The organism is Aeromicrobium sp. (genome assembly GCF_032084975.1).
In the GTDB taxonomy this organism is placed as follows: Bacteria; Actinomycetota; Actinomycetes; order Propionibacteriales; family Nocardioidaceae; genus Aeromicrobium.
In genome coordinates this window covers 1-22,361 of the sequence record NZ_DAMDLR010000045.1, presented here as the reverse complement: position 1 = coordinate 22,361, position 22,361 = coordinate 1, and the positions used below count along the sequence as shown (strand labels likewise).

The following is a 22,361-nucleotide window of genomic DNA, read 5'->3' as shown; positions in this document are numbered from 1 at the left end:
CAGCTCGCGCAGGGTCCCGCCCCAGCCCAGGTCGGTCAGGCGCGCGACCACGCGGCCGGTCTCGGCCCGCTCGTCGGGTGAGATGCGGCCCTTGACCCCGACACCGCGCCGGTCGGCCCCGGTGGGCCATTGCCCGCGCGGTTCGACCGGCACACCGACCCGGTCGAGGGCGGCCGTGGCGGCACCGACGGTGGACTCGGGCACGTCCGTGGGGTACCAGGGCCCGGCGCAGACGTCGCACCGTCCGCAAGGGGCCGCCGACGGATCGTCGAGATCGCGCTGCAGCAGCTCCATCCGGCAGGTCCGGCCCTCCTGGTACGTGAGCATCGCCTGCTGCTCGTGCTGGCGCGCCGCGGCGATCCTGGCGTACCTCTCGGCGTCGTACGTCCACGGGCGGCCCGTCGCGATCCAGCCGCCGCGCACCTTCTGCACGGCGCCGTCCACGTCGAGCACCTTCAGCAGCAGCTCGAGCTGGGTCCGCTTGATGTCGACGAGCGCCTCGAGCGCGGGGGTCGAGGTCGGCTCGGCGCCGAGCTGGCCGATGACGCGCTCAGCGCGCTCGGGGTCGGGCATCGAGGCCGTCGCGAAGTAGCGCCAGATCTCGCGGTCCTCGGGGCCGGGCAGCAACAGCACCTCGGCCTTGTCCGTGGCACGTCCGGCGCGGCCCACCTGCTGGTAGTACGCCACCGGCGACGACGGCGCGCCGAGGTGGATCACGAATCCGAGGTCGGGCTTGTCGAAGCCCATGCCCAGCGCGCTGGTGGCGACGAGCGCCTTGACCCGGTTGTCCTTGAGGGCCTGCTCGAGCTGCTCGCGCTCGGCGGGGTCGGTGCGCCCGGTGTAGGCACGCACCTCGTGCCCTGCCTCGCGCAGCAGCCGCGCGGTGTCCTCGGCGGCCGAGACGGTGAGCGCGTAGATGATGCCGCTGCCCGGCAGGTCGGGCATGTGCGCCACGAGCCAGCCCAACCGCTGCTTCGCCGTGGGCAGCGTCAGCGAGCCCAGCCGCAACGACGCGCGCGCCAAGGACCCGCGCAACGTCAGCACGTCCCCACCCAGCTGCTCGGCGACGTCCGCGACGACACGCGCGTTGGCGGTGGCGGTGGTGGCCAGCACGGGCACGTCCGGGCCGAGCGACTCGATCACGTGGGCCAGCCGCCGGTAGTCGGGGCGGAAGTCATGGCCCCAGTCCGAGATGCAGTGGGCCTCGTCGACGACCAGGAGGCCCATCCGCTGCAGGAGCCGGGGCAGCTGCTGCTCGCGGAAGGTGGGGTTGTTGAGCCGCTCGGGCGAGACCAGCAGGACGTCGATCGTGTCGGCGGCGAGCCGGGCCTCGATGTCGTCCCACTCCTCGACCGTCGCCGAGTTGATCGCCGCGGCCCGCACGCCCGCACGCTCGGCCGCCGCGACCTGGTCGCGCATCAGCGCCAGCAGCGGGGACACGAGCACCGTGGGACCGGCCCCCCGTGCCCGCAACAGGGCGGTGGCGACGAAGTAGACCGCAGACTTTCCCCAGCCGGTGCGCTGGACGACGAGCGCTCGCCGCCCGTCGTCGACGAGAGCCGAGATCGCCTCGAGCTGGCCGTCGTGGAACTGCGCGTCCTCGCGGCCCGTGAGGGCGCGCAGTCGCAGCAGCGCTTCGTGGGCGGTGTCCGTGGCGATCGAGGTCATGCCCCGATCGTGACAGGCGGGTCCGACAAGCGCCGCCGACGTTCCACAGGCACGACCTTCGAGCCGGTCACCGGCTCAGCGCCACGTCCACCCACGCCCGCAGCGCCTCGTCCGGGAACGACTCCCGGCATGGACACGTAGCGCACGCGCCGGCCGAGCGAGTGCCTCGCGCACCGCTCGGCCGGCCGGTCCTGATCGGGGTCGGGCATGGCGGTCCTCCGTCGGTCACGGCACACCTGCGACACCCATCATGCGCGGACCTCAGGTGAGCCGCATCGTGGTCACGCAGGTCGGATCCTGGTCATCGCGCGTCGAGACCTCGGCCGTCGCCGTGCGCTCACCCTGACGGATCGTGAGTGTCGCCCGGATGCCGCGGGGCACCCACAGGCCGACGAAGCCGTTGTCGAAGGTGGTGCGCGTCTCCTCGACCAGCACCCGTCCGTCCTCGCCCACGAGCTCGACGTCCACCTCCGCGCCGGTGAGCTCGCCGAGGCAGGTCGTCAGGCTGTGGAAGTGACACTCGTGCGTCTGCTCGACGTACGGAGCGACCGAGACGTAGACCTCGTCCCGGGGCATCGGGAGGCTCGTCTCGACACCGTCCCCGTTGCTCAGGACGAGCTCGTCGGGGCGGACCGAGGCCATCAGGTCCGCGGGCCTGTCGGCGACCGGCATGGTGTCCAACCGCTCGATGACCTGAGCGGCGTCGAGGCCGACCAGGTCGTGCTCGAGCAGCAGGGCGCTGACGGGACCGCCACCCTCGCCGGACGTGCTGTCCGACGGACCGGAGCACGCGGACACGACGAGTGCCGAGACGATCATGATGACGACGGCGGCCAGCGGTCGTCGGGCGGTGACGCGGCGGGTCATCGCGCGCCCGGTCACAGGTCCTCCAGGAGGTCGCGCATCTGCTGGATCTCGGTGGCCTGGGCGCTGATCACCGAGCGCGCGAGCTCGACCGCCTCAGCGTCCCTGCCGGTGTCGACCTGCTCGCGCGCCATGTCGATCGCGCCCTCGTGATGGGCGATCATCTGCGTCAGGAACAGCCGCGACGCACCGCGGCCATCGGCCTGCTCCAGCTTCGTGAGGTCGTCGTGACTCATCATCCCGGTCCCGCCGTGGTGCATGCCGTCCGTGGAACGGTCGGCGCCCCAGTCCTCGAGCCATCCCTGCATCTGCACGATCTCAGGGCCCTGGGCCTGCTTGATCGCCTCCGCCAGCGAGACGACCCGCTGGTCGATGCCCTCCTTGGCCAGGACGAGGTCGCTCATCTCGATCGCCTGCTCGTGGTGGACGACCATCATCTGCGCGAACATGACGTCCGCGTCGTTCGCTCCGGCTCTCTCGGCGGCCCCATGGTTCGCGCCGTGCGACGAGCCCGAGTCCGGTTGACCGGACGAGCACCCCGTCAGGACGAGGGCGGCGGACAGGACCAGTGCCGCGGGCGCGGCGGTGTGCAACTTCATCGTGTTCTCCAGATCGCGTGTGTGTGACGGCACGCGGCCGTACGGCGCGTGCCCGGTTCGACGGAGCCACTCGCCCGATGTCCGGGCAGGGCTCACGCGTCCATCACGTGCGACTGATGCAGAGAACGTGCAGGGAGGGCGCCACGGGCAGCGCCGTGGAGACGGGGTCGAGACGGAGTCGTCCCGTGGGGACCGATTCGTGGAACCACCGGGGCAGCAGCCGCGGCGGCACCAGCACGAGCAGCAGTGCCAAGAGGGCCAGGACGCACGACATGGCCATGCCCAGGTGGCCGGCGGCGACGCAGTGCTCGCAGGCCCCGCTGGCGTCCGTGGAGGCGACCACCGGCTCGTGGACGGCGGACGCGTCGTCGGCGTGCGACGCGTGCGTCTGGGCCGCGGCGGGCACCTGCGCGGCGGCGGTCCCGTGCAGGTTGAGCGTGTGCATCGCCACCAGGCCGACGACGACCGCGGCGACCAGGAGCCCGCCGAGCACCAGGCGACGGACGCCACCGGCGCGCGCCGCGTGCTCGGGTCTCGCCGTCACGACGGTCATGGCCGCCATCCTAGGCCGACGACGGGGTCACCGGCGGTGGAGCGGCGGTGGGCGAAGAGGGTCTCGAACCCCCGACCTTCCGGGTGTAAACCGGATGCTCTGACCAACTGAGCTATTCGCCCTGGGCGCAGCAGAACGGTAACGCACGGGCGCCGTTCAGCGGCTGCGACAAGACAAAGCCGCGCCGCCGGGGTCTCGGGTCCCCGGCGGCGCGGTAGTGCTATCAAACCAGATCGACATGGCCAACGTGAGTGATATCCACCCAAAAAATATGGGCCATTCGCCCAAGTTGTCAGCCGAGTGACTGGAGTGCCTGGAGGTAGCCGTTGAGCTCGCGGGCGTCACCCAGCCCGTTCTCGATCTTCCAGCGCACGACGCCCTCGCGGTCGATCACGTAGGTGCCGCGCGCGGCGGCGCCGGGACCCTCCTGGAAGATGCCGTAGGCCCGAGCCACCTCACCGTGCGGCCAGAAGTCGCTCAGCAGGCTGAACGTGTAGCCGTCCTGGTCGGACCAGGCACGCAGCGAGAACATCGGGTCGCACGAGATGGCCAGCACCTCGGCGTCGGCATCGTTGAAGGCGCTCAGGTTGTCGCGGATCTCGCACAGCTCGCCCGTGCAGATCCCGCTGAAGGCGAAGGGGTAGAACAACACGACCACGTTGCGGCCCCGCAGCTGCGAGAGCGTGACGTCCTGGCCGTGCTGGTTCTTGAGTGTGAAGTCCGGTGCCGGCGAGCCGACCTCGACCGCGCCGGTCGACGCTGACCCGGTCATCGCTTGTGCGTCGAGAGCTTGGTGGCGACCCACGCCGAGCCCACGGACGAGGTCGTCGTGATCGACAGACCCGCGATGGGAGCAGCCTCACCGATGTCGGCGCCCGACACGTGACCGTCGCGGCCGACCTTGGGGGTCAGCAGCCACACCGACCCGCCCTCGTCCACGTCCTGCAGGGCATCGACGAGCGCATCGGTCAGATCACCATCCTCGTCGCGCCACCACAGCACGACGCCGTCGACCACTTCACCGACGTCTCCGTCCACCATGGCGTTCCCGGTGTGGGACTCGATCGCCGTACGAAGTTCCTCGTCGACGTCCTCGTCCCAGCCGAGCTCCTGGATGACGGAGTCAGGTACGAAGCCCAGCTTCCCCGCGTCCACCGCACCTCCTTGTTCCCTACTTCTCAGTAGGTGGTTCTGGTTGCTTGCCGGACTCACACTAGCGAACTCCGGGTGGTTTGATGGAGGAGTCCATCCCGACACCCGAGGGAGAGAGCACCATGGCCTCATCCGGCCCCGACCGCCCCATCATCCATGGGGGCATGCCCACCCAGTTGCCCGACGTCGATCCAGACGAGACGCGCGACTGGCTCAGCTCCCTCGACCAGATGGTCGACGAGCGTGGGCGAGACCGCGCGCGCTACGTCATGCTGCGCATGCTCGAGCGTGCGCGCGAGCGTGCCGTCGGCATGCCGGCGCTGCGCAGCACCGACTTCATCAACACCATTCCGCCGGAGCGGGAGCCCGACTTCCCCGGCGACGAGGAGATCGAGCGGCGCATCCGCTCGTACATCCGCTGGAACGCGGCCGTCATGGTCTCGCGCGCGAACCGTCCCGGCCTCGGCGTCGGCGGGCACATCGCCACGTACCAGTCCGCGGCGAGCCTCTACGAGGTCGGCTTCAACCACTTCTTCCGCGGCAAGGACCACCCCGGTGGCGGCGACCACATCTACTACCAGGGTCACGCCGCACCCGGCATCTACGCGCGGTCGTTCCTTGAGGGCCGCTTCGACGAGAAGCGCCTGAACAACTTCCGCCAGGAGCACTCGCAGGGGCCCGGCGAGGGCCTGTCCTCGTACCCGCACCCGCGGACGATGAGCAACTACTGGGAGTTCCCGACGGTCTCGATGGGCCTCGCGGCGATCAACTCGATCTACCAGGCACGCTTCAACCGCTACCTGCAGCACCGCGGCCTCAAGGACACCAGCGACCAGCACGTGTGGACGTTCCTGGGCGACGGCGAGATGGGCGAGCCCGAGTCGCTCGGCGCCATCGGCGTCGCGGCCCGCGAGCAGCTCGACAACCTCACGTTCGTCATCAACTGCAACCTGCAGCAGCTCGACGGACCGGTGCGCGGCAACGGCAAGATCATCCAGGAGCTGGAGTCCACCTTCCTGGGCGCCGGCTGGAACGTCATCAAGGTCGTGTGGGGCCGCGAGTGGGACGACCTGCTGGCCCGCGACACGACGGGTGCGCTCGTCAACCAGATGAACGCCGTCCCCGACGGCGAGTTCCAGAACCTCTCGATCGAGACCGGCGCCTACAACCGCGAGCACTTCTTCGGTCCCGAGCCCGAGCTGCAGAAGATCGTCGAGCACCTCTCGGACGAGCAGATCGAGAAGCTCGCGCGCGGCGGCCACGACTACCGCAAGGTGTACGCGGCGTTCGACTCGGCGATGAAGCACAAGGGCCAGCCGACCGTCATCCTCGCCCACACCATCAAGGGCTGGCTGCTCGAGTCGCTCATGGCGCGCAACGCGACGCACCAGATGAAGAAGCTGACGAACGACGACCTCAAGACGTTCCGCGATCGCCTGCGCATCCCGATCACGGACGAGCAGATCGACTCCCCCGACGGCGCCCCGTACTACCACCCCGGTGAGGACCACGAGCACATCCGTTACATGCTCGAACGCCGCCGCGAGCTCGGTGGCGCGCTCCCGTCGCGGATCGTGAAGGCCAAGCCCCTGACCCTGCCCGGCGACGAGGCCTACGCCGACCTGCGCAAGGGCTCGGGCAAGCAGCAGATCGCCACCACGATGGCGTTCGTCCGGCTCCTGCGCGAGCTCATGAAGGACAAGGAGCTGGGCCAGCGGATCGTGCCGATCGCGCCGGACGAGTACCGGACCTTCGGCATGGACTCGATGTTCCCGTCGGCGAAGATCTACAGCCCGCACGGGCAGATGTACGAGTCGGTCGACCGCAAGCTCCTGCTGGCGTACAAGGAGAGCGACAAGGGCCAGCTGCTGCACGAGGGCATCAGCGAGGCCGGCGCGATGGCCTCGGCCACGGCCGCCGGCAGCGCCTACGCGACGCACGGCGAGCACATGATCCCCGTGTACCTCTTCTACTCGATGTTCGGCTTCCAGCGCACGGGCGACTCCATCTGGGCCATGGCGGACCAGATGTCGCGCGGGTTCCTGATCGGGGCGACCGCCGGACGCACGACGCTGACGGGCGAGGGCCTGCAGCACGCCGACGGACACTCCCCCCTGCTGGCCCGCACGAACCCGGCCGTCGTGCACTACGACCCGGCGTACGCGTTCGAGATCGCGCACATCGTCAAGGACGGCATGCGGCGCATGTATGGCGACCAGGTCGACGACCGGGGCAGCTACGGCGAGAACGTCATCTACTACATGACGGTCTACAACGAGCCGATCAACCAGCCGGTCGAGCCCGAGGGTGTCGACGTCGACGGCATCCTCAAGGGTGCCCACCGCTACGCGACCTCGCCGATCGAGGACAAGGTCCCGGCGCGGATCCTGGCCTCCGGTGTCGCCGTGCCCTGGGCCATCCAGGCCCAGAAGATGCTGGCCGAGGACTACGGCGTCGCCGCCGAGGTCTGGTCCGTCACCTCCTGGAACGAGCTGGCCCGCGAGGCGGACGAGACGGAGCGATGGAACCTCAACCACCTGGGCGAGGATCCCCGCACGCCGTGGATCACGACGAAGCTCGGCGACGGTGGTCCCACCGTGGCCGTCAGCGACTACATGCGCGCGGTGCCCGACCAGATCTCGCGGTGGGTCCCCGGCACGTGGACGTCGCTGGGCGCGGACGGCTTCGGCTTCGCCGACACCCGCGCGGGCGCTCGCCGGTTCTTCCAGATCGACGCCGAGTCGATCGTCGTCGCGACGCTGGCGGCCCTGGGCAGTGAGGGCCGGATCGACCCGGACCTCGCCCGCCAGGCCTTCACGTCGCTGCAGATCGACGATCCGACCGCCGTGGCAGGGGTGAAGCAGGAGGGCGCCGACGCCTGAGCGGCCTCGACCGGACGCCTCGCCGAGCGCTGCGTGCCGCCACCGTAGACTGTCCCGCATGGTCGGACGGTGGTGGCGCGCAGCTCTCGCATGGCCCTACACCTTCGGCGTCCTCGTGGCCGCGGCGATCGGCATCACCGCGATCGTCTTCTCGGCCCAGCTCGGCATCGCCCTGAAGGACCCCGAGGGCTTCCTGGGCCCCGCGTACGTCCGGCTGCCGTTGATGGGACTGGCGTTCTTCGCCGCCGGCATCCTCCCGCTCGCGCTGAAGCGCGCGGGCGTCCGCCACGTCGTCCGCGGCATGCGCGACATCGTCCGTGACGAGTGGTCCTGGAGCCGCGTCGCGCACATCGCGACCGGGCTGCTGACGTTCTACGTCTGCTACGTCAGCTACCGCAACATCAAGGGCTTCCTGCCGGTGCTGCGCGAAGGCGTCAACTTCGACACCATGCTGACCCGCTGGGACTACTGGCTGATGTTCGGCAACCACCCGGCCGACCTGTTGCACAGCCTCCTGGGCACGGGCATCGCCGCCCAGGTGCTGGCCACCGTGTACGTCAGCTACCTGCCGCTGATCCCGATCACGCTGGCCGCGTTCCTCGTGCTCAACCGCGACTTCTCACTGGGCGCTTGGTACGCCACCGCGTTGTCGCTCAACTGGGTGCTCGGCGCGGCCTCGTACTACATCTTCCCGTCGCTGGGCCCGGCCTACACCAACGCGACGCTGTTCGACGCGCTGCCGACGACCGGCGTGACCCAGCTGCAGGAGTCGCTGTTCATCAACGCGACCCAGAACTACGAGGACCCCACGGGCGCGCCCATCTGGGGCATCGGCGCGTTCGCCTCACTGCACGTCTCGGTGACGCTGACGGCCGTGCTGTTCTTCCAGCGCACGGATCAGCCGCGGTACCTGCAGGTCATCGCGTGGGTGTACTTCGTGTTGACGGTGATCGCCACGATCTACTTCGGCTGGCACTTCATCGCCGACGACGTCGCGGGAGCCTTCATCGGCTGGGTCTCGGTCGCGATCGCCGGCTGGGCGACGGGCAACGGGTTCTGGCGCCAGAGGCACCACAAGATTCAGCTGACGGCGGACGGCGACGCGGACTCCGAGTCCGACAGCGGCACCGTGGCCAAGCCCGCCTGATCCCCGCGTCGTAGCAACGCGCGCCACCGGCCCCGGTGGTACTGCGCAGGCTCCTGGGTGCGGCAGAAGTCCACCACGAGGCGGGCGAACTGATCGGGATGGTCCTTGTGCGGGAAGTGCCCGGAGTCCTCGAAGACGTGCACCTGCGAGTTCTCCAGCGACGGCAGCTTGCTCGCGTGCCCGACAGGCAGGACGACGTCGTGACGGCCCCAGATCATGAGCACCGGCATGAGCCGCGCCAGGTACGCGCGATCGGCCATGGTGACGTACTGGCCACGCCAGTCCATCACCGTCCTGGCCAGCCGGGTCACCACGAGAGTCTGCGTGGGGTCGGAGAGACGCTCGTAGATGTCGGCGACCTCGTCGAGGTCGCGCACGAGGGGCAGCGGCGCCTTGGCCAGGATGCGCATCGAGGCCGACGCGACGCCCCGCACGGGACGCAGGGTGGCCGCGCGCAGGCCCAGGCCCGCGCCGGGCAGTGTCAGCGCCCGGATCAGCGGGGTGACCTCACGTCCCAGGCCGCCGGTGGAGACCAGCACGACGCGCTCGGTCCGCTCGGGGAACTGGTAGGCGAACTGCATCGCCACGCCGCCGCCGAAGCTGTGCCCGACGACCGTGACCTTGTCGATGCCCAGGATCGTGAGCAGGTCGCGCATGCCGTTGGCGAAGCCGCCCAGCGAGTAGTCGGCGTTCGGCTTGTCGGACTCGCCGTGCCCGAGCAGATCGGGGGCGATCACCGTGAAGTGCTCGGCCAGCTGGTCCATGACCGGATCCCAGGTCGAGGAGTCACACGCCATGCCGTGCAGCAGCAGCAGCGGCGGACCCGAGCCGTGGCGCCGGTACGCCCTTCGATATCCGTGGACCACGACGTACTCGACATCGTCCACGGTTCGAGAGGCGCCGGACCCGACCATTGCCACATCCTAGGCACGTCGGCGGCGCTTCGCCGCGGAAGCCCCGTAGAATCTCCGTGTGACGTCTGAACCCGATCTCCGGCACCCCGCCGCGCGCGCCTTCGGCTGGATGGCGCTCCTCGGCGTGGCCATCGGCGTCGCCATCGGCCTGTTCTCCGCCGGGGCCCTGACCGCCACGGGCGTGACCTCGGCCGACCTGCCTCCGCTGGCCGCACCGACGAGCGAGCCCACCAGTGAGCCCACGCCGAGCGCGACCCCCACGACGGAGGCCCCACAGGCGGACAACACGCCGAAGCCCCGCCTGACGCCGGTTCCCGGGAATCGCGTCGCCCCCGGTGAGCGGTTCCCGATCCAGGGCGTCCTGCCGACCGTCAAGTCCGGCACCGTCCTGCAGGTGGAGGTCAAGGACGGCGACGGGCCGTGGGACGACTTCCCGGTCACGGTCACCGCCCGCGACGGTGGACGGTTCGAGACGCAGATCTACACGTCGCGTACCGGCGAGCGGAAGTTCCGCGTGACGGACAAGGCCTCGGGCGACTCCACCCCCGAGATCACCGTCACGATCGGCTGACCTTCCCGACGGCTCAGATCACTTGGTGCAGCCAGCGGACGGGTGCGCCCTCGCCTGCCTGGCGGAAGGGCTCCAGCTCGGCGTCCCACTTCACGCCCAGCAGGCCGTCGAGGGCCTCATCGAGCGTGACGTCGCCCTGGGCGGCCTTGACCCGGAACGCACGGATGCGGTCCTCGGGGATCAGCACGTCGCCGTGCAGGCCCGTCATGGCGTGGAAGATGCCCAGCGTCGGCGTGAAGGAGTAGCGAGCGCCCTCACTGGTGGCGGTCGGCTCCTCGGTGATCTCGAAGCGCAGCAGGTCCCAGCCGCGCAGCACGGAGGCCAGCGCCGCGGCGGTGCCGACGGGCGCCTGCCACGACAGCTCGGCACGATAGGTGCCGGGCTCGGCGGGCTGAGGGGTCCACGCGAGATCGACCTTGCCGCCGAGCACGCCGGCGGCCGCCCACTCGATGTGGGCACACAATGCCGACGGGGCAGAGTGCACGAAGATGACACCCCTCGTCAGGGGGGTGCCAGATCGGACCGTATTCATGGGTACCTCCCTAGGTGCGCCTTCCCCAGCGATCTCGGGTGATACCTCAAGGCCATTGTGACCCATGACCGCGTCCACGACAAGGGATGGGCCTGCGAGTCGCGCACTCTCAGGTGGTCGAGCCTTCGATCAGACGGGGGTCGAGGCTGATCACCTGCGGATCGGGCGCCCCGCCCAGGGCCGCCATCAGCAGTCGCCGGGCGATCGCCCCGGTCTCGCGCAGCGGTTGCTCGACGGTCGTGAGCTGCATCGCCTCGGCCAGCACTCCCCCGTCGTAGCCGACGACGGCGAGGTCCTGCGGTACACGCAGGCCGCGACCGCGCGCCTCCGTCACGATGGCGGCCGCGAGCTCGTCGTGGTGGGCGAAGACGGCCGTCGCCGGTGGCTCCAGGGCGAGGATCTCGTCGAGTGCGCTGCGACAGCTCTCGAAGTCGTGACCGCACTTCAACCGGCGGATCGAGCCGGCAGGAAGACCCAGCGTACGGAACGCGGACTCGGCACCGAACCAGCGCCTCTGGTCAGGCGCCATGGGGTCCGCGGCGTGGTTCATCTCCGCGAGGAAGACGATCCGCCTGTGCCCCCGCTCGACCAGGTGACGGCCGGCCAGCAGGCCACCGAGGTCGTCGCGCACCGACACGGAGGAGAAGCCCTCGTACTGGCCGTCGACCAGCACCGTCGCGATGCGTCGCCGCGTGAGCCGCGCCCCCAGGGTCGCGTCGAGTGGCACCCCCATGATGATGAGCCCGTCGAGCCGCCCGGACGACGGCAGTGACGCCAGCAGCGGGCGCTCGTCGCCGTCCTCCATGCCGTGGTCGAACACCACGACATCGGTCCGGCCCGTGCGGTCGTCGAGGATGCCGGTGAGCCGCTCGAGGTAGGACGGGTACCGCGAGAACGGCGCCAGCACCCCGATCCGGCCGACCCCACGGCGAGCGCGAGAGACGGCCGACTCCTTGGGCACGAAGTCGAGGTCGTCGATCACGTCGAGCACGCGTGCGCGGGTGCTGGGATGGACCTTGTCAGGCCGGTTGAGGACGTGCGACACCGTGGCGACCGACACCTTCGCCAGGCGCGCGACGTCGTAGATCGTGCTGCGTCCCTCAACCGCGGTCATCGCGGGACTCCCGGGCCTGCTCGGAGTCGTTCTCGCGGGGGTCATGGGTGGGCGCCAGCGTGGACACGACGGTCTCCACCGCCACGCGAATCGATCGGATCGTCAGGATCATCGAAACCCCTACTTCGTGCGATCTACCTCACAGTGACCCCGCCCGCGGGGGCTGTCAAGGAACAACGCCTCTCCTGTCACGGTGGCCTCAGGAGCCACAGGATGCCCTCTCAGGAGGTGCCGGGCACCAACGTCACCTCGACGCCCGCATCCCGCAGCAGCTCCGCCACGGGTCGGTCGTCCTCCCATGCCTCGGTGACCGAGAACCCGTCCCCGGCGATGTCCCGCAGCAACTCGGCCTTGACCTTCGTCGCGGGCCGGTAGTCGGCCGCGAGCCGCATGTAGAGGCCGTCGAACGCGATCTCGTGCCCGGCCAGCCAGTCGAGGGTGAGGTCGCGCCACACGAACTCGCGACCAGTCCAGAGCACCACCGCCAGCCCGCGGCGGCGCGCATCGGCGACGGCGGCCACGACATCGGCGGCGGGCGGGCAGTCGGCCGAGGCGGCGTGGAAGGCGCGGTAGTCGGCGCCGGGCCCGGCGACCAGGTGCGCGATCGACGACGTGTCGCACAGCGTCCCGTCGAGGTCGAACAGGGCGGCGTCGCGCGTCATGCGCCCATCCTCGCAGCGACGTCAGGTGTCGCGCGAGGCCGTCCGGCGCACGAGGGCTCGCGGCGACGGAGGACGGACCAACCGCGGCACACTGGCCGCGTCGACACGCGAGGACCTGGCGCGGCTGCTGCCGCGGGTCGACCCGATCTGCTCACTGGTAGGGAGGGTGGGGCTCGAACCCACGACCCAAGGATTATGAGTCCTCTGCTCTGACCGGCTGAGCTACCTCCCCGTCGCCGTCCGAGCGTACAAGTCGAGCGGGCGACGGCGACCCCCGGTGCTCGGGTGGAGCGCGCCGGTGGGCGCGCTCCGTCGCCCGGCGGAGCTAGGGTGAGCCCGACGTCACCTGCCACAAGATCAGCCACCCCTGGCCTCGGAGGTTCCGGATGTTCGCTCGACTGTTCAAGCGCAGGACCAAGCCCGTGCGGGTCGAGCTCACGGACGAGGAACGCCAGGCCATGCAGTCACGGCAGGCATCTCGCGGCGCGGCTCGCGCGGATGGTTCTGCCGGCCAGACCTCGCCGACCTCGTGGGGCCCACACAGCGGCTCGTTCGGCAGCTGACGCAACCCGGAAAACAACAAGCCCGGCATCCCATTTCTGCTGGAATGCCGGGCCTCGTTGGCTCCCCCGATTGGACTCGAACCAATAACCCTTCGATTAACAGTCGAATGCTCTGCCAATTGAGCTACGGGGGATCGGCTCCCTTGCAGGAGCACGGTCAACAACTCTAGCAACTCCCTTTCGCAGATGCGAAAGGCCCCTCGCCTCTCGATCGCGGACCTGCCATCGACTGATGCCCACGTGCTGGGCGACCTGGTCGATCGTGAGCCCCACACCGTCCTCGCACAGCAGGCCGAAACGCAGTCCGAGCACCGTCGCGAGCTCCGCAGGCAGGTCTGCCAGCAGGCGCGTGTCGCAGGACGGAACCGAGGCGACCGGGACCACCTCAACCGGCCGCGACGGCGTCATCGCATGGGCGATCCACTTCCAGGCGAAGGTCGACAGGCGAGTGCCGCGGTCGGGATCGAACTGGTCGACGGCCCGGATCAGGCCCTCGATGCCCGCCGACACCGCCTCATCGAGATCACCCCCACGATGGCCGAGCCGCAGTGCGTGCAGGACGACGTTGCGCAGGTTGGCGCAGACGAGCTCGTTGCGAGCGAGTGGACTGCGGTCCTTGGCTCGCGCCAGGGCCCGCTCCTCGTCGATGGGCAGGGGGGCCTGGGCGAGCGCATGGGCGACGAAGGGCGACACGTCCCCAGCCTCGGCGGTCACCCGACCGTGCGACAGGTGCTGGGTGGGGTCTGTGGACGGACAGCGGGCTGCCCACAGCCGGGCGAGCGACCCTCAGGGTGCGGCGGCGCCGAGCGAGCGCTCGCGGACCCCGCGGCGGCGCTGCTCGAGCGCGACGAGCTGGCCGAAGACCTCCTGGTACTCCGGCGCGGTCGGGTCGGTGCGTTGCAAGCGCGACTTCACGTCGGCGATGCTGCGCTGGATGGACAGCTCCTGCAGGCGCGCCATGACGGCCGGCACGACCGCGACGGCACTCTGCTCGGAGGCATGCATCGGCTCCACCGCGGCGACGCCCAGGACGCGCCTCAGGTCGTCGCCGGGCAGGGCGTCCGACACCGCCGGCACCCACCCGGAGTCCGGTCCGGTCGGCAGGCCGCGCGCGGCCATGTGCCGCCAGATCTCGCGCGCGACGGGGTGCACGAAGTCCTCGTCCGTCAGCTCGGCCGCGATCGGACCCGCGAGGTGGGGGAACTGCGCCAGTGCCTTGAGCGCCTCGCGCTCGTCCGCGAACTGCGGGGCCCCGAAACTGGCGAACACCGCGGGCTCGGGAGCGGGCTCCGGCTCGGCAACAGCGGCGCGCGTGGCCCGCGGGGCCGCCGGCTTGTGCTGACCGGCCTTGCGGTGCTCGGCGTGCACGAGGTCGATGTCGGTCCCGACGCGCGTCGCGATCTCGCGCAGGAACGCGTCGACCTTGGACGCGTCCCGCACCGAGGCGGTGAGCCGAACCGCGTCGCGCACGGCGTCGATCCGCTGGTCGCCACGATCGAGGTCGTAGCGCTCGAGCGTGTTGTCCAGCACGAAGCGGTAGAGCGGGATGCGGGACGAGATCAGCTCGCGGACGGCCTCGTCACCGTCGGTCAGGCGCAGGTCGCACGGGTCCATCCCCCGCGGCTCGACGGCCACGTACGTCTGGCCCGTGAACTCCTCGTCTCCCTCGAACGCCTTGACCGCGGCCTTCTGTCCGGCCTCGTCACCGTCGAACGTGAAGATGACCTCGCCGTGGAACGCGTCGTGGTCGAGCATGAGGCGACGCAGCACGCGCGCGTGGCTCTCGCCGAACGCCGTTCCACACGTGGCCACGGCGGTCAGGATCCCGGCCTGGTGGCAGGCCATCACGTCGGTGTAGCCCTCGACGACCACGGCCTGGCTCTGCTTGCGGATCGGGTCCCGGGCCAGGTCGATGCCGTAGAGGACCTGGGTCTTCTTGTAGATCGGCGTCTCGGACGTGTTGACGTACTTGCCGCTCATGAAGTCGTCGTCGAACATCCGGCGCGCGCCGAAGCCGATGACCTCGCCCGAGATCTCCTTGATCGGCCACAGCAGGCGGCCCTGGAACGCGTCGAACAGGCCACGGGCCGACTTGCGCGCGAGGCCGCCGACGACCAGCTCCTGCTCGGTGAAGCCCATCCCCCGCAGGTGGGCCGTCAGCGCCTGGCCGGACTTGGGGGCCCAGCCCATCTGGAACAGCTCGGCGGCCGCCTGGTCGAAGCCGCGGTCGGTCACCAGCCGGCGGCCGGGGGCCGCCTCGGATGCGGAGAAGAGCTGCCCGGCGTAGAACTGCGCGGCTGCCTTGTGCGCCGCCAGCAGTCGCTGTCGCTGGCCGGGATCGCGACGCGGCCCGGTGGGCGCGCCCGTCTCCTCGTAGCGCAGCTGGAGGCCGACCTTGTCGGCCAGCCGCTCGACGGCCTCGGCGAAGGCCAGGCCCTCGATCTCCATGATGAACTTGATCGAGTCGCCGCCGGCCCCGCAGCCGAAGCAGTGGTAGAAGCCCTGCGCCGGGCGGACGTTGAACGACGGTGTCCGCTCGTCGTGGAACGGGCACAGGCCCTTGCGGGCGCCCCCGCCGGCGTTGCGCAGGGTGACGTACTGCTCGACGACCTCGTCGATGCGGACGCGCTCACGGACGAGCTGGATGTCCTCGTCCTTGATGCGCGCCATGGCGTGATCCTACGTGGCGGGCCCGACCCACGGAGCAGGTCACGGGGCATGACCCGCGTCTAGACTCGGCACATGGAGTCGCTGTCGCCTGACCAGAGCGCCCGGGTCGTCGCCATGGCCATGGATCTGGCCCGCAAGGGGTCGACGGCCGAGCTGCTCGAATTCCTCGAGCACGGCCTGCCCGTCGACTCGCAGGACCCCGAGGGGAACAGCCTTCTGATGCTCGCGGCGTACCACGGTCACCCGGACACGGTCCGAGCTCTCCTCGAGCGCGGAGCCGAGGTCGACCTGCGCAACGACCGCGACCAGTCCCCCATCGCCGGCGCCCTGTTCAAGGGCGAGGACGACGTCGTCCGGGCGTTGCGCGACGCCGGCGCCGACCTGGATGCCGGCACGCCGAGCGCTCGTCAGGCCGCCGAGATGTTCGGAAGGGGCGACCTGCTGGCGTGATGCCGGCAGATCGCCCCTTCCTCACGGGCTGGTCCCTTACGCCTCGAACGGCGGCTTGTTGGCGTCGGCCTCGGTCGGGTCGATCCGACCGGCCTTCAGCGCCTCGATCGCCTTGCGGACACCCTCACCGTAGGCCGGGTCGGCCTTGGTGCAGTGCTCGATGTGCTTGTCGATCGACGCCTGCGTCGCGCCGTCGATCGCGCGGGCCGTGTTCTCGAACAGGACCTGCTGCTGCTCCGCGCTCATGAGGCGGAACAGGTTGCCGGGCTGCTCGAAGTAGTTGTCGTCGTCCTCGCGGAAGTTGAAGCGGTCCGCGACGGAGCCGATCGACTGCGCCGGATCTGCGTACTCGGGCTGTTCCGGCAGGCGCCCGAAGTTGTTCGGCTGGATGCCGGGCAGGCTGCCCTGGTTGCCGTCGACGCGCATGGTGCCGTCACGGTGGTACGTGTTGAGGCCCGGCGCCGCGTGCGGGAAGTTGACCGGGATCTGGTGGTGGTTGACACCGAGCCGGTACCGCTGCGCGTCGCCGTACGAGAACAGACGGCCCTGCAGCATCCGGTCGGGCGAGAAGCTGATCCCCGGGATGAGGTTGGCCGGCGTGAACGCCGCCTGCTCGACATCGGCGAAGTAGTTCTCGGGGTTGCGGTTGAGCTCGAACTCGCCCACCTCGATGAGCGGGTAGTCCTTCTTCGACCACACCTTCGTCAGGTCGAACGGGTGGAAGCGGTAGTTGTCCGCCTCGGCCTCGGGCATGACCTGGATGTACATCTTCCACTTCGGGAAGTCACCGCGCTCGATGGCCTCGTAGAGGTCGCGCTGGCTGGACTCGCGGTCCGAACCGACGATCTCCGCGGCATCGGCGTCGGTGAGGTTCTCGATGCCCTGCTGGGTACGGAAGTGGAACTTGACCCAGACGCGCTCGTTCTCGGCGTTGATCATCGAGAAGGTGTGCGAGCCGAAGCCGTGCATGTGGCGATAGGACTTCGGGATGCCCCGGTCGGACATGACGATCGTGACCTGGTGCAGCGCCTCGGGCAGGCCCGTCCAGAAGCCCCAGTTGTTCTCGGCGTCACGCAGGTTGGTGCGCGGGTCGCGCTTGACGGCGCGGTTGAGGTCGGGGAACTTCAGCGGGTCGCGGAAAAAGAACACCGGGGTGTTGTTGCCCACGACGTCCCAGTTGCCCTCCTCGGTGTAGAAGCGCAGGGCGAAGCCGCGGATGTCCCGCTCGGCGTCTGCGGCGCCACGCTCACCGGCGACGGTCGAGAAACGCGCGAACATGTCGACCTCGTTGCCGACCTGGCTGAAGAGCTTGGCCTTCGTGTACTGCGAGATGTCGTGCGTGACACGGAAGGTGCCGAACGCGCCCGAGCCCTTGGCGTGCATGCGACGCTCGGGGATGACCTCGCGGTCGAAGTGCGCCAGCTTCTCCAGGAACCACAGGTCCTGCAGCAGCATCGGCCCGCGGGGGCCGGCGGTCAGGCTGTCCTGGTTGTTGGCGACCGGAGCACCGGCGGCAGTGGTCAACGGTGCCGTGTTGTCTTGCGTCATCTGGGGGTCTCCTTCAAGGGGTGAAATCCGCTTACTGCACTACGGGAGACGGTTCCGGGACGGCGTGTTGACAGGCGGGGCAGGCGCCCCAGTACGTCACCTCGACGTCGTCGATCCGGAATCCGTGACTTTCGGGAAGGGCGCGCCCAGTGGCGTGGGGTTCCTCGACATCGGCGATCTGGCCGCAGCCTCGACACACGATGTGCTGGTGCGCATCCCTGGTCTGGCCCTCGTAGCGCGCGCCCGAGTTGGGCAGGTCGATGCGCCGGGCCAGGTGCACGTCGACCAAGGTGTTCAGGACGCCGTAGACCGTCTGCGTCGACACGTCGCCGATCTTGTCGCGGACGAGATCCACGATCACCCCGACATCTGCGTGGGGTGACTCGTGAATGGCCGCCAGCACGGCGATCCGCTGACGGGTCACACGCAACGAAGCGCCCCTGAGGGCATCGATCGCGGTGGATTCGTCCATGTCTCCAGTGTCTCACTTGTTTTGACTAAATCAAAACAACAGGCGATGAGACCCGGGTGATGCTCCTCTCAGACAGCGCTTCCCCAGCCACACCGTGGCGGGCCGGCCGCACCAGCTCTCCGGGTCAGCCCAGCAGGCGACGTGCCCAGGCGACAGCGGAGGCGTCCGTCAGGCTGGCGACCTGGTCGACGATGACCCGCAGCCGTGCAGCGTCGTCGTCGGCGGCGCGGAAGTCCTCGGCGAATTCCGGCTCGAGCTCGCCCTCGCCCTTGAGGCGCAGGTGGGCGACGAGCCCGGTCAGCAGGTCGCGCTGCTGCTCGAGGTCGCGGACGCGCAGGTCGGCCCGCATGATGTGGTGCGCCGCGAGCGACTTGAGCACGTTGATCTCGTCGAGCGTCTCACGCGGCAGCTCGAGGTCGGCCTCGTAACGCACGAGCGGGCCGCTCCCCCACCGCTCGACCGTGGCCTCGTACGCCGCACCGGCGAACCGGCCGATCAGGGCACTGGTCAGGCTCTTGAGGACGGCGCGAGAGGAGCGCTGTCCCGCGTACGGCGCGGCGGGCCACTCAGGCAGCGCGCGCAGCCGTTCGAGCGCCGCATCGAGACGGTCGTCGGTGGCGCTCGCGTCGTACCAGTCACGGGCCACGCGCCACGAGTCCGGCGTGTCCAGGTCGCCCACGAGGCTGATCCAGCCGCCCACGACCCCGTCCTCGATGTCGTGCACCGAGTAGGCGATGTCGTCGGACAGGTCCATGACCTGCGCCTCCATCGTCAGCCGGCCCTCGGCCCGGAGCCACGTGAACACCGGGAGGTCGTCGTCGTAGGCGCCGAACTTCGGGGTGTCTCGCTCGCCCCGTCGCCACGGGTACTTCACGCACGACGACAGCGTCGCGCGAGTCAGGTTCAGGCCAACGCTGCGCCCGTGGGCGTCGACCGTCTTGGCCTCGAGCCGCGACAGGATCCGCAGCGTCTGGGCATTGCCCTCGAAACCGCCGATCGCGTCCGCGACCTGGTTGAGGGCGACCTCGCCGTTGTGGCCGAACGGCGGGTGTCCCAGGTCGTGCGACAGGGCGGCTGAGTCCACGATCTCGGGGTCGCAGCCCAGGCTCTTGCCCAGCTCGCGCGCCACCTGGGCGACCTCGAGCGAGTGGGTCAGCCGGTTGCGAACGAAGTCGTCCGTGCCCGCGCCCATGACCTGGGTCTTGCCGGCGAGCCGGCGCAGGGCCGAGGAGTGCAGGATGCGGGCCCGGTCGCGCTCGAAGGAGGTGCGCCCGGATCGCTTGGGCGGCTCGGGGACATACCGTTCGCGGGCCTCGTCGCCGTAGAGGCCGTCGGACTGCGTCACGCGGTCACCCTAGCGATCAGCACCCGCGCCGACTCACCAACGGCCGTTGCGGGGCCGCGGCTGGCACGCGGGGCACCGGTACGACGAGCGGTTCATGAACGGCTCGCGGACGATCGGCGCCCCACAGCGGCCACACGGCTCGCCCTCCTGCCCGTACGCGTTGAGGGAACGGTCGAAGTAGCCGCTCTGGCCGTTGACGTTGACGTAGAGGGCGTCGAACGACGTGCCGCCCTGCGCCAGCGCCTCGGTCATCACGTCGCGCACGTGGCCAATCAGCTCAAGTCCCTCGGCGACGCGAAGCCCACGGGTGTTGCGCGCGTAGTGCAGACGATTGCGCCACAGTGCCTCGTCGGCATAGATGTTCCCGACGCCCGAGACGAGTCCTTGGTCCAGCAGCGCGCGCTTCACGCCGGTCTGGCGGCGGCGCATCCGGCGCACGAAGTCGGCGTCGTCGAACCGCGGGTCGAGCGGATCGAGGGCGATGTGCGCGATCTCGGTGGGCGGATCGGTCTCGCTGACGGCCATGCCGCCGAAGATCCGCTGGTCGACGAAGCGCAACTGCTGCCCGTCGTCGAGGTCGAGCGTGATCCGCAGGTGTCGCGGCGTCGGGGCATCGGGCGCGCCGATCAGTGCCTGGCCGCTCATGCCCAGATGAGTCAGGATGCTCGAGCCGTCGTCCAGCGCGAGCCACAGGTACTTGCCGCGCCGGTGGGCCGCCTCCACCCGTCGGTGCGCGAGCCGGGCGACGAAGTCGGTGGGACCGGGACCGTGGCGGCGCACGGACCGTGCGTCGAGCACTTCGACGGCCTCGATCGTGCGGCCGACGACGTGTTCGGCCAGGCCGCGGCGGACGACCTCGACCTCAGGAAGTTCGGGCACCGGTGCTCTCGGACGACTGCGCGCCGTCGGCCATGGCGGTGATCGCCCGCCAGGCGATCTCGGCGACCATCTGCTCGGCGTCCTTCTTGGAGCGGCCCGTGCCGCCGTCGAAGCGCAGGTCGCCCAGCGTGACCGACGCGGTGAACCGCTTGTCGTGGTCGGGTCCCGTGCCCTCGAGCAGGTAGACGGGGACGCCGTGACCGTGCAGCGCGGAGATCTCCTGCAGCGAGGTCTTCCAGTCGAGCCCGGCGCCCATCTCGGCAGCCTGGGCGATCACGGGGTCGAAGATCGTGTGGATGACGTCGGCGGCGCGATCGATGCCGAACTCGATGAAGATCGCGCCGAGCACGGCCTCCATCGCGTCGGACAGGATCGACGGCTTGTCGCGGCCACCGGACGCCTCTTCGCCTCGCCCGAGGCGCAGGTGATCGCCCAGGCCGAGGGTGCGAGCGACCTCGGCGAGCGCCTTGGCGCTGACGACGGCGGCACGCAGCTTCGCCAGCTGGCCCTCGGGCAGGTCGGGATGACCGCGAAAGAGCGTCTCGGTGACGACCACGCCGAGCACCGAGTCGCCCAGGAACTCCAGGCGCTCGTTGTTCGGGATCTGGCCGTTCTCGTACGAGAAGGACCGGTGAGTCAAGGCATGGGTGAGCAGCTCGGGGTCCAGGTCAGGGACCCCGAGCGTCTCCTTCAGTGCCTCGAGCTCGGGCACGTCGGACAGGTCAGAGAACCTGTCGACGCTCGCCACGGGCGCCGTACTGGCCGCACTCGGCGCAGGCGCGGTGCGAGATCACCTTGGCGTTGCAAGCCGGGTTGGCGCAGTCGACGGTGACGGCGGCCGTCGTCTTCCACGCCGAACGGCGGTGACGGGTGTTGCTGCGCGACATCTTCCGCTTCGGGACAGCCACGGTTACTCCTCAGGTCGTTCGGTCAGTTGGGTCAGCGCCGACCACCGGGGGTCGATCGCATCTCCGTGTGTGTGATCTGGATCGTCCGCGAGCCGGAACCCACAGTCGGGGCACAGTCCCGGGCAGTCCGGATCACACAACGGGTTGTGCGGAAGTGCAAGCACCACCGCGTCCCGCAGGACGGGCTCGAGGTCGATCATCTCATCCTCGACGGCCAGTTCGTCCTCGCCCGCGCCCTCGTAGAAGTAGAGCTCCTGCAGGTCGACGTCGACATCATCCTCGACGGGTTCCAGACAGCGCACGCACTCTCCGACGGCGTGGACCGAGGCCGTCCCGGTGGCGAGGACACCTTCCATCACTGCCTCGAGCCGCAGCTCGAGGTCGATGGGCGATCCCTCGGGTACACCGAAGACGTCCAGGCCGAGGTCCGCAGGTGCGTCGACGACGAGCTCATACGACTTCTCGGTTCCCGGACGACGGCCCAGAACCTGGGTGTCGAACACGAACGGTCCGGAAGTCACGTCAGCCCCTCATCGAGTGCACCAGAAAACACCGGCCCGCAAACGGGCCAGCGTCAATCGTACCCCGCGGGCTCACGTGGACGCGAATCGGTCGGCTCACGGTGATGGTTTCCCCGGTTAAGTAGGTTCTCTCGCACTTCACGAGGGTTGCGACCCTCGTGAAGTGACAGGAAACCTCGTCCAGTCACGCGTGACCGAGCTCGGGCCGGCGCCGAGTCGGAGGACTGCCCGGGGCCCGTCCGCGAGGCCGACGAGGGCGTGCCGCATCGACTTCGCGAGGTTCTCTGGCACTTCTCGAGGATCGCAACCCTCGTGAAGTGACAGGAAACCTACTTAACCGGGGAAAC

At 69.7% G+C, this 22,361-nt stretch carries 24 protein-coding genes and 3 tRNA genes; 4 read left to right on the top strand and 23 right to left on the bottom strand.

Annotated elements, in window-relative coordinates; translation table 11 throughout:
* From RT323_RS11350 to RT323_RS11320, 7 genes are all read right to left on the bottom strand, one after another.
* Nucleotides 1–1,668, bottom strand: a 1,668-nt coding sequence (locus tag RT323_RS11350; protein WP_313408376.1) for a RecQ family ATP-dependent DNA helicase, incomplete at its 3' end; no start/stop codon positions are given.
* Nucleotides 1,669–1,929: 261 nt separating this feature from the next.
* The gene (locus tag RT323_RS11345) at nucleotides 1,930–2,535 is read right to left on the bottom strand and encodes a CueP family metal-binding protein (RefSeq protein WP_313408373.1); all 606 of its coding nucleotides are present in this window, start codon (nucleotides 2,533–2,535) and stop codon (nucleotides 1,930–1,932) included.
* 11 nt (nucleotides 2,536–2,546) lie between these two features.
* The gene (locus RT323_RS11340) at nucleotides 2,547–3,131 is read right to left on the bottom strand and encodes a DUF305 domain-containing protein (RefSeq protein ID WP_313408371.1); all 585 of its coding nucleotides are present in this window, start codon (nucleotides 3,129–3,131) and stop codon (nucleotides 2,547–2,549) included.
* 103 nt (nucleotides 3,132–3,234) lie between these two features.
* On the bottom strand, nucleotides 3,235–3,684 hold the full coding sequence (locus RT323_RS11335) for a DUF6153 family protein (protein ID WP_313408368.1): 450 nt from the start codon (nucleotides 3,682–3,684) through the stop codon (nucleotides 3,235–3,237).
* A gap of 48 nt (nucleotides 3,685–3,732) precedes the next feature.
* Nucleotides 3,733–3,806, bottom strand: a tRNA-Val gene (locus RT323_RS11330).
* A 170-nt stretch (nucleotides 3,807–3,976) separates the two neighbouring features.
* Nucleotides 3,977–4,456 (bottom strand): peroxiredoxin, encoded by a 480-nt coding sequence (locus RT323_RS11325; RefSeq protein ID WP_313408365.1) that lies wholly within the window; start codon nucleotides 4,454–4,456, stop codon nucleotides 3,977–3,979.
* Nucleotides 4,453–4,839 (bottom strand): DUF3052 domain-containing protein, encoded by a 387-nt coding sequence (locus tag RT323_RS11320; RefSeq protein ID WP_313408363.1) that lies wholly within the window; start codon nucleotides 4,837–4,839, stop codon nucleotides 4,453–4,455. Before RT323_RS11320 ends, RT323_RS11325 begins: the two co-directional genes overlap by 4 nt.
* Before the next feature lie 119 nt (nucleotides 4,840–4,958).
* Here RT323_RS11320 and aceE point away from each other — a divergent pair, with 119 nt between their 5' ends.
* Complete coding sequence (gene aceE / locus RT323_RS11315; protein WP_313408360.1) at nucleotides 4,959–7,718, top strand: pyruvate dehydrogenase (acetyl-transferring), homodimeric type; 2,760 nt, start codon at nucleotides 4,959–4,961, stop codon at nucleotides 7,716–7,718.
* Between the two features lie 58 nt (nucleotides 7,719–7,776).
* On the top strand, nucleotides 7,777–8,865 hold the full coding sequence (locus RT323_RS11310; protein ID WP_313408357.1) for a phosphatase PAP2 family protein: 1,089 nt from the start codon (nucleotides 7,777–7,779) through the stop codon (nucleotides 8,863–8,865).
* Here RT323_RS11310 and RT323_RS11305 read toward each other — a convergent pair.
* A complete protein-coding gene (locus RT323_RS11305) occupies nucleotides 8,799–9,752 on the bottom strand; it encodes an alpha/beta fold hydrolase (RefSeq protein WP_313408354.1) in 954 nt (317 codons plus the stop codon). The two genes, RT323_RS11310 and RT323_RS11305, sit on opposite strands and share 67 nt — an antisense overlap.
* Before the next feature lie 85 nt (nucleotides 9,753–9,837).
* Here RT323_RS11305 and RT323_RS11300 point away from each other — a divergent pair, with 85 nt between their 5' ends.
* The gene (locus RT323_RS11300; protein WP_313408353.1) at nucleotides 9,838–10,350 is read left to right on the top strand and encodes a hypothetical protein; all 513 of its coding nucleotides are present in this window, start codon (nucleotides 9,838–9,840) and stop codon (nucleotides 10,348–10,350) included.
* Nucleotides 10,351–10,363: 13 nt separating this feature from the next.
* On the opposite strand, the gene RT323_RS11295 is transcribed toward RT323_RS11300, so the two are convergent.
* From RT323_RS11295 to dnaG, 8 genes are all read right to left on the bottom strand, one after another.
* The gene (locus RT323_RS11295) at nucleotides 10,364–10,882 is read right to left on the bottom strand and encodes a DUF3145 domain-containing protein (RefSeq protein WP_313408350.1); all 519 of its coding nucleotides are present in this window, start codon (nucleotides 10,880–10,882) and stop codon (nucleotides 10,364–10,366) included.
* A gap of 109 nt (nucleotides 10,883–10,991) precedes the next feature.
* Nucleotides 10,992–11,996 carry a LacI family DNA-binding transcriptional regulator gene (locus tag RT323_RS11290; protein ID WP_313408347.1) on the bottom strand — a complete coding sequence of 335 codons (1,005 nt, stop codon included), beginning with the start codon at nucleotides 11,994–11,996 and terminating at the stop codon, nucleotides 10,992–10,994.
* Nucleotides 11,983–12,108: a hypothetical protein gene (locus tag RT323_RS11285; RefSeq protein ID WP_313408344.1), complete on the bottom strand. Its 126-nt coding sequence runs from the start codon at nucleotides 12,106–12,108 to the stop codon at nucleotides 11,983–11,985. Before RT323_RS11285 ends, RT323_RS11290 begins: the two co-directional genes overlap by 14 nt.
* Before the next feature lie 109 nt (nucleotides 12,109–12,217).
* Nucleotides 12,218–12,658, bottom strand: coding sequence for a hypothetical protein (locus RT323_RS11280; protein ID WP_313408342.1), 441 nt, complete (start codon nucleotides 12,656–12,658; stop codon nucleotides 12,218–12,220).
* A 155-nt stretch (nucleotides 12,659–12,813) separates the two neighbouring features.
* A tRNA-Met gene (locus tag RT323_RS11275) sits at nucleotides 12,814–12,890 on the bottom strand.
* A 389-nt stretch (nucleotides 12,891–13,279) separates the two neighbouring features.
* A tRNA-Asn gene (locus RT323_RS11270) sits at nucleotides 13,280–13,355 on the bottom strand.
* Nucleotides 13,318–13,914 carry a sigma factor gene (locus RT323_RS16735; protein ID WP_396172293.1) on the bottom strand — a complete coding sequence of 199 codons (597 nt, stop codon included), beginning with the start codon at nucleotides 13,912–13,914 and terminating at the stop codon, nucleotides 13,318–13,320. The genes RT323_RS11270 and RT323_RS16735 overlap by 38 nt, the downstream gene beginning before the upstream one ends.
* Before the next feature lie 93 nt (nucleotides 13,915–14,007).
* Complete coding sequence (dnaG, locus tag RT323_RS11265; RefSeq protein WP_313408340.1) at nucleotides 14,008–15,891, bottom strand: DNA primase; 1,884 nt, start codon at nucleotides 15,889–15,891, stop codon at nucleotides 14,008–14,010.
* Between the two features lie 72 nt (nucleotides 15,892–15,963).
* On the opposite strand from dnaG, the gene RT323_RS11260 reads away from it, so the two are divergent.
* A complete protein-coding gene (locus RT323_RS11260) occupies nucleotides 15,964–16,341 on the top strand; it encodes an ankyrin repeat domain-containing protein (protein WP_313408338.1) in 378 nt (125 codons plus the stop codon).
* Nucleotides 16,342–16,377: 36 nt separating this feature from the next.
* On the opposite strand, the gene RT323_RS11255 is transcribed toward RT323_RS11260, so the two are convergent.
* From RT323_RS11255 to RT323_RS11225, 7 genes are all read right to left on the bottom strand, one after another.
* The gene (locus tag RT323_RS11255) at nucleotides 16,378–17,889 is read right to left on the bottom strand and encodes a catalase (protein ID WP_313408337.1); all 1,512 of its coding nucleotides are present in this window, start codon (nucleotides 17,887–17,889) and stop codon (nucleotides 16,378–16,380) included.
* A 31-nt stretch (nucleotides 17,890–17,920) separates the two neighbouring features.
* Complete coding sequence (locus RT323_RS11250; RefSeq protein ID WP_313408336.1) at nucleotides 17,921–18,361, bottom strand: Fur family transcriptional regulator; 441 nt, start codon at nucleotides 18,359–18,361, stop codon at nucleotides 17,921–17,923.
* A 124-nt stretch (nucleotides 18,362–18,485) separates the two neighbouring features.
* Nucleotides 18,486–19,706, bottom strand: coding sequence for a deoxyguanosinetriphosphate triphosphohydrolase (locus tag RT323_RS11245; RefSeq protein WP_313408334.1), 1,221 nt, complete (start codon nucleotides 19,704–19,706; stop codon nucleotides 18,486–18,488).
* Between the two features lie 33 nt (nucleotides 19,707–19,739).
* Nucleotides 19,740–20,585, bottom strand: coding sequence for a bifunctional DNA-formamidopyrimidine glycosylase/DNA-(apurinic or apyrimidinic site) lyase (mutM, locus tag RT323_RS11240; RefSeq protein ID WP_313408332.1), 846 nt, complete (start codon nucleotides 20,583–20,585; stop codon nucleotides 19,740–19,742).
* A complete protein-coding gene (gene rnc, locus RT323_RS11235) occupies nucleotides 20,569–21,297 on the bottom strand; it encodes a ribonuclease III (RefSeq protein WP_313408329.1) in 729 nt (242 codons plus the stop codon). The genes mutM and rnc overlap by 17 nt, the downstream gene beginning before the upstream one ends.
* A gap of 10 nt (nucleotides 21,298–21,307) precedes the next feature.
* Nucleotides 21,308–21,493, bottom strand: a complete 186-nt coding sequence (gene rpmF / locus RT323_RS11230; protein WP_313408326.1) for a 50S ribosomal protein L32 — start codon at nucleotides 21,491–21,493, stop codon at nucleotides 21,308–21,310.
* A 2-nt stretch (nucleotides 21,494–21,495) separates the two neighbouring features.
* A complete protein-coding gene (locus RT323_RS11225) occupies nucleotides 21,496–22,014 on the bottom strand; it encodes a YceD family protein (protein ID WP_313408323.1) in 519 nt (172 codons plus the stop codon).
* Nucleotides 22,015–22,361 lie beyond the last annotated feature (347 nt).